Annotated in this window: 8 protein-coding genes; all 8 read right to left on the bottom strand. The window is 67.9% G+C overall.

The features are described from left to right. Window positions 1-435: contractile injection system protein, VgrG/Pvc8 family (locus HHA01_RS08570; RefSeq protein WP_281285684.1), on the bottom strand; the 435-nt coding region annotated here is incomplete at its 3' end. A 1-nt stretch (window position 436) separates the two neighbouring features. Then, on the bottom strand, window positions 437-724 hold the full coding sequence (locus HHA01_RS08565; protein ID WP_141319724.1) for a type VI secretion system PAAR protein: 288 nt from the start codon (window positions 722-724) through the stop codon (window positions 437-439). 30 nt (window positions 725-754) lie between these two features. Next, complete coding sequence (locus tag HHA01_RS08560) at window positions 755-1414, bottom strand: GNAT family N-acetyltransferase (RefSeq protein ID WP_141319722.1); 660 nt, start codon at window positions 1412-1414, stop codon at window positions 755-757. Continuing rightward, entirely contained in the window at window positions 1398-5102 is a 3705-nt protein-coding gene (gene tssM, locus HHA01_RS08555) for a type VI secretion system membrane subunit TssM (RefSeq protein ID WP_141319720.1), read from the bottom strand. Before tssM ends, HHA01_RS08560 begins: the two co-directional genes overlap by 17 nt. A gap of 37 nt (window positions 5103-5139) precedes the next feature. Continuing rightward, a complete protein-coding gene (gene tssA / locus HHA01_RS08550) occupies window positions 5140-6597 on the bottom strand; it encodes a type VI secretion system protein TssA (protein ID WP_141319718.1) in 1458 nt (485 codons plus the stop codon). A 48-nt stretch (window positions 6598-6645) separates the two neighbouring features. Beyond that, complete coding sequence (gene vasI, locus HHA01_RS08545) at window positions 6646-7344, bottom strand: type VI secretion system-associated protein VasI (protein WP_141319716.1); 699 nt, start codon at window positions 7342-7344, stop codon at window positions 6646-6648. Then, on the bottom strand, window positions 7341-8936 hold the full coding sequence (locus HHA01_RS08540) for a sigma-54 interaction domain-containing protein (RefSeq protein WP_141319714.1): 1596 nt from the start codon (window positions 8934-8936) through the stop codon (window positions 7341-7343). Before HHA01_RS08540 ends, vasI begins: the two co-directional genes overlap by 4 nt. A gap of 4 nt (window positions 8937-8940) precedes the next feature. Further along, the gene (tssH, locus tag HHA01_RS08535; protein WP_141319712.1) at window positions 8941-11556 is read right to left on the bottom strand and encodes a type VI secretion system ATPase TssH; all 2616 of its coding nucleotides are present in this window, start codon (window positions 11554-11556) and stop codon (window positions 8941-8943) included. Window positions 11557-11565 lie beyond the last annotated feature (9 nt).

Genomic DNA, 11565 nt, shown 5'->3' with positions numbered 1-11565 from the left:
TTCGCGCTTGGCGGGCTGGCGGGTGGCGGCGAAGGCCACGTCGGTGAGGCCGTTTTCCTCGCACAGGGTGTTGATCACCGTCAGCGGCGAGACATTCTGGAAGATGCGCGAATTCTGCCGCAGCGAAAGCCGCCACAGCGCCGGGCGAATGGTGAAGTGGTAATGGGTGCGGCGATGGCCGCGATCCCCGCGGGCGAACTCGCTGACCACGCCGTGCACGCGGCGGGTCGGCTGATCATCATGCCAGACCGTGAGCGTGGCGCCGCTTTCCAGCAGGTCGCCGGGCTTGAGATCAGGGCGACGGCTGACGGCCTCGACCTCCAGGGTGAAGGGCGCGGAGAGCGCCTCGTCGAGCTGGAAGTCGACCACCGCCAGGTCGAGGCTGTCGCCGCCGGCCAGGCTGAGCGTGAAGTTCAGGCGATTGGGCTTGGCCATGTCAGCTACCCTCCCCGGTGGCGCTGCCGATTACCACGCCGCCGCAGTCCACCTCGTGGCCGGTCAGGGCGGCGGGCTTGCCATCGATCATCACCGTGGCCGAGCCTTCGGCAATCTGGCGCGGGTGCAACGAATGATTCGGCTTGGTGTGCGGTGCCAGGGCATCGCCCTGGCGCGCCACCGGCTTGCCATCGATCATCACCGTGGGGCTTCCCTCGATGACCGGCGTCGGGGGAAAACCTTCATGGTCGGTGCCGATGTCGCCGACCAGTACGAATTTGCGTGCCATCTCAACCTCCTTGTCTAATGGGCTAAGGTGTCAAACCGAGCGACCCGCTCGCTTGGTGTCATTCCATTGGGCCGGGGCCTCGTAATGGGCCACGCCCTGAGCGTCGGTATAGCGACATTCGAAACCGGCCTTTTCGAGGCTGCGTATCGCCACGCCGCACTGGCGCGGCAGCCGCACTTCCACCGGGGTACCACGCAACACATTGCGCAGGGTGGCGAGCAGCCGGCCGGCATGGCCGCGCTCCTGCCACTGGGGCTCGACGTAGAAGAAGCGCAGTTGCCAGGCCGCCTCGTCATCGCGGCGGCAGACGAAGGCCATGCCGAGGGCGTGGCCATCCTCGTGGCGCAGGGCCAGCAATCGGCCCTGCCAGTGCGCCACGCCCTGCTGATCGCGCTGCAGCCAGAGGCCGCGATGCACGACGAACTCGAGAGCCCGGCGCAGGGTCTCGAGGCGCGCCTCGTCGCGCAGCACCCAGGGCGAGGCCCCGCTACGCTCGGCGCGTCTGGCGGCCTCGAGAAAGCCATCGATGTCGTCCGTGCGGGCATCCTCCAGCGGCAGTGCCAGCGGCCTGGTGGGCGCCGTGGCGGCGGCGTCCGGGGCATGCGGCTCGGCACGGGGTGTCGCGGTCGGCGCCGACCCGAGGGTCGTCTCCCGCGCCTTGTCGACCCAGTGCTTAATTGCCTTGAGCATTGTCGCGACCTCCCTCGTCACGCTGGGCATCATCCGTCGTGTCGGTGTCGGCCTCGCGTTCGGCATACAGCGCCACCGGCAGGTTGAAGCCGGCCACCAGCGGCCTGGTGAAGGGGTTGTGCGGGCCGTCGGCGCTCAGTCGGTAATGCACGCTGCCACCGTCGACATCGAAACTGAGCTCCAGGGCTTGTTGACCGGCACCCACCAGCTGCGCCTGATCGAGCAGGCGGAACCAGGCCCAGGGGCCATTGCGGCTCAGAGTGCGCGGCGAACGGTTGTATTCGCTGGGCACCAGGGTGATGCGGCTTTCATTGCTCTCGCGCAGGCCATTAGGCCAGATCATCGAGACCGGGTGGCGCGAGCCATGGGCATAGTCGATGAGCTGGCCGTCGACACTGATCACCGCGCGCCGCTTGTTGGAGCTCAGCGAAAGCGGCTCGAGAGAGAAGGGCACATCCAGGCTGCCGTCACGGTCCAGGTAGGCGTCACGAATGCGCTCGGCGCGCTGGAAGGCCTGCATCACGCCCTCGCGCAGCAGGGAGTTGCCACGCGAATCGCGCAGCGCTTCTTCCTTGATGAACGGCTTGAGGTTTGACTCGTAGAAGGCATCCAGGGTGCCGCCGGCGGCGAAGAAGTCCTCGAAGTCGCTGAGGGCGACGTCGCGCTCGGAACCCGGCGCCAGTGGGTAACGGCCCGCCAGTTGGCTCTGGAAGGGCGTCACCACGTCATCGCGCCACTGTTTTTCGAGGTGACGGATGGCCGAACCCATCAGCAGCTGCCAGCTCTGGTCGGCCAGGCTGGTCAGCATGCGGCCAACCGGGTCCGGCGTTTCCTCGGCGATGTGCTGCAGACGGGTGATGGGGTCACCGCCGCCCAGGGAGATACGGTCCCGCGCCAGCAGGAAGGCTTCACGGCCGGAGTCGCTGGCCTCATCGACCTGGCGCAGGTAGTCACGCAGCTCGCCGATGGCCGTCTTGATCTCGCTGAGGTTGGAGGGGTTGTCGCCACGTGCCTGGGTCAGGGCATCGAGCTCGACGAAGTCGCGTTCGATCTCGCTGGCCAACCGATAGCGTGGCGATTCCTTCAGGGCCTGACGCGCCTCCTCGTCGCCCTCGGGAAGCGTCGGGTAGAGGTCAGTCTGCTCTTCAACCGCACCGAGCAGGCGATCCAGCGGGCGGCTGGCGCCGATCAGGCCATCGGCGACCACCACGGCCTGATGGATGTCGGGCAGGGGCACCATCTGGATATCGGCCAGGGCCTCGCGCCAGGTTCGGCGGTAGTCGCTGACATAGAGTTCGCGCAGGGCATCCTGCAGGCGTTCGCGGTCGGCCTTGCTGAAGTCGATGTCGTCGCGCTTGCCGAGTACCCACATGTCGATCAGGGCCAGCTCGGTGGCCTGGTCGAGCTGGTCGAGGAAGTAGTTCTCGAAGCCGCTCCGGGTCAGCAGGCTGGGAATGCGCACGTTCTGCGGATCGTCGTTGCGCGCCATGAAGACCAGATTGAAGGCCGGGCCGACGCTGTCGCGCAGGTCGAGCATGGCCGAGCTGCGCTGGTCGCTGCCGGACTTGAGGGAAGCATAGACGCGCTCATGCATGGGCTGGCGGGCCAGCTCGCGTTGCGCCGCCGAGATGCTGCCGCGCAGTGGGGCCATGGCATCCTGGGCACCGGGCACGCCGGCCTTGGCATGCGCGGCCAGGTCGGTGTCGGCCATGGCATTGTCGAGGTGATAGAGCAGTTGACGCTGCACATCGCCTTGTCCGGGGAAGGCCCGCTGCCAACGCGCCGCCATGAATTCGTGGACGCGCTCGGGCTGGCGACCGCTGGCATCGGCCATCATGCGGATGATGCGCAGCAGCGAGAGCTTGCGGTTGCTGCCCTCCGCGGCGTCGTTCATGTCATCCATGATGCCGATCATCAACGACGGCAGGAATTTCTGCTCGAGCAGCTGGAGATAGGCATTGTCGATCTCGGCCCCCAACTCATGCCCCTGATAGAGGCCCATGTCGGCGAACAGCCAGGGCCGTGAGCGGTAGTCACCGAACTCCTCTGTGGTGCTGATCAAACGGTTCAGCGGCTTGAGCAGGGCGCGCCCGGTGGGATCGCCGATGTTCCATTCATCCGGCTTGAGCATCAGGAAGGCCTGGGCCTTGTCTTCCACCGCGGCCAGGGCCTGCTGATTCTTCTGGTAGAAGTGGCTCCAGCCGCCGACCATCGCCAGGCCGACGAACAGGCAGGCAAAGGTGCTGTAACGCTTGAGCTGTTCGCGCCGCCAGATCACCCGGGCGTTGTCACCGGCGAGATTGGCTTCGGGATAGATGATGCGCTCGAAAAGCTCCTCGGTGAAATATTGCCCGGAGCGTGCGGCGCGGTGGGCGGGCAGCACACTGGCGTCCATGCCGTAGCGGCGCGCCGCGGCATCGACGAAGGGGTCTTCGGGCACGCCCTGCTGATACACCGAGGTGAAATAGGCCCCGCGTACCATGGCGGCGGTGGAGAAGCGGTCGCTGGACAGCGCCTCGGTCAAAAAGCCATGCAGGACGTCACGCAGCCCGGCCAACTGGCGGACGAAGCGGAATACCGCCTCGCGCTCGTTCTGGTCGCGGCACTCGTTGAGCAGGGTGGGCAGTTGATGGTTGAGGCGTTCGAGCATGGCATCGTAGTGCGTGACGAACTCGTCTTCCCACTGCCCCGGGGTGTCCAGGGCCTCGGCGGAGAAGGTGAAGCCCATCGGCGCCTTGCGGGCGGTGCGCGAATAGTGACGGAAAAACTCGTCGAAGCCATGCAGCAGGTCCATCTTGCTGAAGGTCACATAGACTGGCAGGCGGCTGCCGTGGCGCTCCATCAGCTCGCTGAGGCGGGCGCGCAGCAGTGCGGCGTAGGCCTTGCGCACCACCACCCGGGCATCACTCAGGCGTGCCAGGTCAAGTACCAGCACCACGCCATCCAACGGCCGCCTGGGGCGCTGCTCCTCCAGCCAGTCGACAAAGTGATTCCACAGGCGGCTCTTGGCCTCCTCGGGGGCATTCTCCTGCAGGGCTCCCTGGGTCAGCAGCTCGCCATCCGGGTCGATGAGGACCGCCCGGTCACCGATCCACCAGTCGAAGCCGAGCGGCTCACGCCGGTGTTCCCCGGAGGCGTTGAGGAGCTGGGTGAGCGAGAAGTTCTGGCCGGAGCGATTGACCAGGCTGGTCTTGCCGGCATTCTCGACGCCCATGACCAGGTACCAGGGCAGCTTGTAGCGCGCCTTCCTGCCGCCGCCCAGCCGGTCGACCAGGGTCGCCAGGATGCTGTCGAGCCGCGCCTGCTGGCGGTCGATCTGGTCGAGAACCGGATCGTCGTTACGCTGTGCATCCGACTCAGCCTGTTCATCGATCTCGCGGAGTCGACGCGCCAGGCGGATGCCCCAGACCACGGCCACCACGACGAGCAACGCCAGGGTCGCCAGGGCGCGATTGACCCAGGGTTCGAGGGGGCGGGTATCGAAGGCCTGCCATTTTGGCCCCAGCCACCAGATGGCCACGACCAGCGCGATGAGCAGCAGCCACCAAAGCCATTTGCCCAGATTCTTGAGGCTGCCCTGCACGCCCTTGGCGGCATTGGCGTGGCTGCGGGCCTGGTTGGCCTTGCTCTGCATGGTGGAGAGCCCGGGCACCCAGCGACTGAGCGCCGATCTTATGCGTCCTTTCATTTGACTGCTTTCCTCATCCCTGTCGATTCGGTTGTGCTCATGACGCGCCCTCGCTCAGCGCCTGGAGCCGTTGCGGCAAGGCCGGCTCCCAGTGGTCGAGGTAAATCCCGCTTACGGCGTCGTGCAAGGCTTGATAGTGCTGGCGTGCCATGGCCTCGAGGCCAGCCTCGCGCAGCAGGTCGGCACTGGCCAGGCGCCAGTAGACGCGCTCGCGGGGTGAGCCCGCGGCGGCCAGCCCTTCATCGAGAACGGCCAGCGCCGCGCCCAGCCCTTCGCTTCGCAGCCACTCGCGGGCGGTTTCCAGGCCCTCTTGCCAGGGGTCGCCTCCCGCCCCCAGGCTGGCGCCGGCCGGGCCGGTGTCTGTAGCCGAGGCCAGCCACTGCCGGGTGGTGTCATCGAGGAAGGCCGTGCCGTCGCTGAAGGTCAGTTCGTCGAGGCCGGGAAGGCGTTCGACGAAGCGGCGGACCTCATCGCGAATGGCCTCGGCGCAACCCTCATGCTCGAGTCGCCGGGCCATCTCGGCGCTCAGGCGGTGGCCTTCCAGCCAGTAGGGGCTGAGCGCCAGGCTGTTCTCGATGCGCCGCCATTCGTCGAGGCTGGGCCGGCCTGCCAGAGCCTCGCGATAGGCGGCCACCCGGTCGGCGGAGACCGGGGCCAGGTCGGTGCGGCCATCGGCACGGCTCATCGGCAGTGTCTGAATGGTGTGCCAGATGGCATAGCGGCGCAGCCGATAGCCCAGGGGGTCGCCGGGGGACTGGTCGTTGAGAAACTCGGCCATCTTGATCAGCGACTGACGGTTGGCGCGTTCGTTGCCGGACTCCAGGCGCATCTCGGGCGCGCGCGCCGGCTCGGGGGCATCGTTGCCGCTCGCCGGTGCGGCGGTCTGGCTCGGCGTTGACGCTTGCCGGGTGTCGTGGCGGCCTGTCGAGGCGGCAGCGGCATTCGCGCCGGGCTGGGTCTGCTCCAGCAGGCGCGCCAGGTCGATCAGCGCCTGGTCCGGCAGCTCGCGGGCAACGGCCTGCTCGCGCAGTCGCTGCAGGGCCTGGCGACACGCTTCCAGCTCGGCCTCGGCGGCCGCGAAGTCCAGCGCACCGGCCAGCTTGAGGCCACGCTGGGTAAACTGCTGAAACAGCTTGCCGCGCATGCGATTGCCTTTTGCCCCGGGGGCGGGATAGGCCTCGGCCCACCAGTGCTCGAGGCTGCCCGCCAGCAGGTGCAGCGACAGCGCGAAGCGCACCGGGTCGCCGCCCTGTTGCAGACAGTGCAGCAGGTGGCCCAGCACGCGCAGGTCCTTGCCCTGTTCGGTGAGCAGCCGCACGGCGCGGTCCTCCGCGCCGGCCCAGTCCATGTCGCCATGCTGCAGGGAGCCGACGCGCATCATCTGTTCATCGAGCCAGTCATAGTCGTCGCTGTTGCCCACGGGCTGGCCGGCGCCCCCGGCGATGGGGCCGAGGATGTCGTCGAGCTGGGATTCGCGGGTGATTCTTATCGCCATATCGTCATCAAGGAGTCGCTTGCCTGAAGTTGTCGCTGTTCGTTGGTGTCACCAGCGGCACATGGTGCGCAGCGGCTTGATACGCTCGCGCAGCCCCGCCACGTTGAAACTGAGGCCATCGATGGCCGGCATCTTGCTGGCCAGCTCCAGGCGCTGGCTGGACAGCAGACGCTTCAGGGTGTCGATGGCCGGCAGCCCGCGACCGCCACTGAGCACATGGCCGCCATCCAGCACGCGCCAGTCGCGGCTGACGCTTACCGATTCGCTCTGGAAGGTCAGTGCCACCCGGTTGGCATCGCTGGGCTCGGGCAGGTGCAGCTGAAACCGCGTGATCTTGGCGGCACAGCTGATCACCAGTACCGGTCGCGGCGGCACCGCGCCCAGTGCCGGTACGCTCAGCAGGACGCTATCGTCGGTCTGTTCGACCATCAGCCCCATGTTCTGGGCATCGCGGCTGGCCTCGAGACGCGCCACGCGCTGCCACAGCCGCGAACGCTCGCCGGAGGCCACATCACTGCCTGTCGAGACCTCGCGGAAGAGCGCGTCATAGCACTGCAGGCGCTCCAGGCGGACGTCGCTCGCGGCACACTCACGTGCCTGGTCGAGTCGCTGCTGCGCGGCGTCGGCGCCCTGCGTGTTGGCCTGAGCGGCGCCGCCGAGGCCCAGCGCGACACAGCATGTGACCCATGCCAGGCGCGGACGGCGCTTGCCCGAGGTGCGGTGGTGTCGGGGGTGAGTTGCTGTCATGAGTTATCCAGATGCAGTTGACGACACTTGTGCGCCAGGGTCCGTTTGGGAAGCCCCAGGCTCTCGGCCGCCAGCGTTCGATTGCCCTCGAAGAGGTCCAGCCGCTGCTGAATCAGCGTCGCCTCGTAGTCGCGCAGTGCCTGACGCAGATCGCCGGTGGCGCCTTCCTTGCCTGTCGCCCCGGCTGCCTGCGACGCGTGCGGGTCGTCGGCCTCATCGCTGGCGGCGGGACTGCGGGGCAGTGTCATCAGGTCGATATCATCGCCGCTGTGTGTCATGGCGCAGGCGTAGTCGATCAGGTTCTTGAGTTCGCGGATGTTGCCCGGGTAATCGCGGTCGCGCAGGTCGGCCAGGGCCACCCGGCTGATACCCAACAGCTCGCGGTCCTCGCGCTCGCAGAAGTCGGCAATGAAGGCCTGAACCAGCGGCTCGATATCTTCACGGCGCTCGCGCAAGGGCGGCAGCGCCAGCGGGAACTGGTTCAGGCGATAGTAGAGGTCGGCGCGGAAGTGGCCATCGCGCATGCGCTGATGCAGCGGCTGGTGGGTGGCGGCGATCAGTCGCAGATCGACCCGGCACTCCTCGCTGGCGCCCAGCGGGCGATAGCGCCCGGACTCCAGCACCCGCAGCAGCTTGGCCTGGAGCGACAGTGGCATGTCGCCGATCTCGTCGAGAAACAGCGTGCCGCCATCGGCCTGGCCGACCAGCCCCTGCTGAGCGCGGTCGGCGCCGGAGAAGGCGCCCTGGGCATAGCCGAACAGCTCGGACTCCAGCAGTGCCTCGGGGATGGCCGCGCAGTTCAGCGCCATGAAGGGTTCTGCGGCGCGCGCCGAGGCCCAGTGTATGCCGCGCGCCACCAGGTCCTTGCCGGTGCCGGTTTCGCCGCGCAGCAGCACTGCCAGCTGGGTCTCGGCGGCGCGCACGACCTGATCCCGCAGGTTCCGGATGCTGGCGGAGTCGCCCTTGATCTGCTGACCCAGGCGATCGCTCAGGATCTGACGCCGGGCATTGGCATTGAAGCGGGTCAGCGAGTCCTGCAGCTTGGCCTGACGCTGGCGTTCGCCCTGCTGACGCAAATGCCAGGCCCAGAGCTGACAGAGCAGGGACTCGAAGGCCTCGAAATCCGTGCTGGCGGTCAGCGGCGCGAGGCAGTCGCGTGGCCCGACCAGGCTCATGACGCCCAACCATTGGCGAGCGTCATCCGGGGCGCGCAACGGGCGTACCTCGAGCATCCAGTCCGGTGCACAGTCGGCAACCAGGGCCTGGAAGGCGGAGTGGTCGAGGCGCGAACGCGCTTCGCCCAGCGCGAGTTGCATCGGCTCACCCCGCCGAATGGCATGGGCATAGGGGTGCGTGAAGTCATCACAGGCCAGCCGCACGCCCTGATCGTCATCCAAGAGCCAGCGCCCGCTGGTGTCCAGTACCAGGCAGCCGACCCGGGGAATGCCCAGCCGTTGCTGCAGCAGCGCTACGGCGCGCTGGCGCAACTGCCGGGGTGACTGACTGTCGACCAGCGTCAGGGCACCGACCATCCCGGCCAATGGCGCCGAGTCGGGGGTGGTGACGCTGGGGTCGATCGTCAGTGCTTCCATGGGGTTATGCCACCTCTGCCTTGAAGCCGTCTTCGCAGACGCCGAGCACCACGCGCGAGATGGGTTCCTGACGCGACAGGCGCTCGAGGATCGAGCGCGAAACGGGCGGCAGCAGCTCGCCCTCGATGACCGAGTCCAGCATGCGGGCGCCGTTCTCGCTGCGGTTGGCGCGCTCGCAGATGGCCTCGGCCAGTGCCGGCTCGAGGGTCACCTCGGCCTGGCGATGGCGGTCGCGAATGCGCTCGGCCAGGGTCTCGAGCTTGGCGCCGACGATGCGCTGCAGTACCTGCCGGTCCAGCGGGAAGTAGGGCACCACTTCCATGCGCGCCAGCAGGGCCGGCTTGAAGAACTCGGCCAGCACCGGGTAGAGCGCCGGTTCCAGGGCCTCGGGCTGGTCGGCATGGCGGACGATGGTCTCGTAGCCCAGGTTGGAGGTCAGGAAGAACAGCACGTTGCGGCAATCGATGAGCCGGCCTTCGCCGTCGGCCATCTCGCCCTTGTCGAAGGCCTGATAGAAGAGGTTGAGCACGTCGGGGTGGGCCTTCTCGACCTCGTCCAGCAGTACCACCGAATAGGGGCGCTGACGGATGCTCTCGGTCAGCAGGCCGCCCTCGCCGAAGCCGACATAGCCGGGGGGCGAGCCGATCAGGCGGGAGACGGTGTGCTTTTCCTGATATTCGGACATGTTGATGGTCGTCATGAACTGACGCCCGCCGTAGAGGCTCTCGGCGATCTGCACCACGGTTTCGGTCTTGCCCACTCCGCTGGGGCCGACCAGCAGGAAGGCGCCCAGAGGCAGGCCCGGGCGACGCAGGTCGGCACGCGCGGTCAGCAGGTGACGATGCAGCCGCTTGACCGCCTCGTCCTGGCCCTTGATGGCCCGGCCCAGTTGCTCGGGCAGCTCGGTGAGCCGCGTCAGTTCGTCACTGCTGATGCGCTCCACCGGCACTCCGGTCCAGTCGCCGATGACCTCGGCGATCCGGGCTTCCTCGACACTGGCATGCACCAGGGCATGCTCGCGCTGCAGTTGCTCGAGGCGTGCCTCGTATTCGCTCAGGGCCTGGCGGCGCTGCTCATCCTCGTCGGGGCGGGCATCGCCGGCATCCGGCGAGCCGTCGAGCAGGGCCTGATGCAGCTCGAGCATGGCATTGACGCATTCGCGCTGTTCCTGCCAGGCGCCCTGCAGCGCCTCCAGCTCGGCCTCGTGACCGGCCAGGCGGTTCATCAGCTCGTTGCGGCGTTGCTCGTCGGCCGCACGCCCCAGGCGCGTCTCGCGCTGCAGGTGGTCGTGCTCGCGCCGCGCCGCCTGGTATTCGCTCTGCAGGTGACTGAGGCGGCGTGGCTCGGCGTCCAGGGTCTGGGCGAGTCGGGTACAGGCGGTGTCCAGTACGTCGATGGCCTTGTCGGGCAACTGGCGGCCGGCCAGATAGCGGGCGGAGAGCTCGGCGGCGGCGCGCAGGCCGCTGTCGCCGATCAGGACGCCATGGGTCGTTTCGTAGACATCGCGCAGGCCGCGCAGGATGACCAGTGCCTGCTCGGTATCGGGCTCGGCCAGGGTGACGGGCTGGAAGCGCCGCGACAGCGCCGGGTCCTTCTCGAAGTGCTTCTTGTACTCGCGCCAGGTGGTCGCGGCGATGGTGCGCAGCTCGCCACGCGCCAGCGCCGGCTTGAGCAGGTTGGCGGCATCGGCGCCGCCTTCCTGGTTGCCGGCGCCGATCAGGGTGTGCGCCTCGTCGATGAACATCAGGGTGGGCCGCGGCGCCTGGCGCACTTCCTCGATGACGCCCTTGAGGCGCTTCTCGAACTCGCCCTTGACCGAGGCACCGGCCTGCAGCGCGCCCAGGTCCAGGGCGATGAGTTCCACGTCCGCAAGCGAGGCCGGCACCTGGCCGGCGACGATACGCAGGGCTAGACCCTCGACGACCGCGCTCTTGCCGACGCCGGCCTCGCCCAGGACGATGGGGTTGTTCTTGCGCCGCCGGCCGAGGATATCGAGCATCTGGTCGATCTCGGGGTCACGTCCCAGCACCGGGTCGAGTTCGCCGTTGCGTGCCTGCTCGGTGAGCGAGGTGGCAAAGCGCGCCAGGGCGGAATCGCCGCCATTCGCCGGGCGCGGCGCATTCGACTCGGGGGTGGCGACCACGGCTTCGGCCGATTCGCGGGTCAGCAGCGTGAAATCGCGACGCAGGCGTTCACGGTTGATGCGTTCCAGCACGCCGCGGCTGCTGGTACCCAGATAGCGCTCGGCATGGTGCAGCAGGGCGGTGAGGATCAGGCCACTGCGCAACTCGCGGTGCTCGAACTCGGTGCTGGCCAGCAACCAGGCGTCCTGCAGCAGCTCGACCAGCAGCGGCGAGAAGCTCGGCACCTCGGTCTCCAGCTCGGCGGGCGGGCGGGCATCCTCGACCAGCGCCTGACGCAGCTCGTCGACATTGATGCCTTCCACCTCGAGCAAGACCCGCACGTCGCACAGCGGCTGGTCGACCAGCGCCAGCAGCAGGTGCGTGGCACTGATTTCCGCGGCCTGCTGTTCGCCACACAGTGCTGCGGCCTGTTCGAGTCCTTGACGGGCAACCCCGTTGAGGCGGCCGATCAGCGCCGCCAGATCCATCCTTAGCATGCCAGCTTC

This window comes from Halomonas halmophila, from assembly GCF_006540005.1.
GTDB lineage: Bacteria > Pseudomonadota > Gammaproteobacteria > Pseudomonadales > Halomonadaceae > Halomonas > Halomonas halmophila.
The sequence above is the reverse complement of the archived record's forward strand: the minus strand, read 5'-3'. Positions and strand labels throughout refer to the sequence as shown.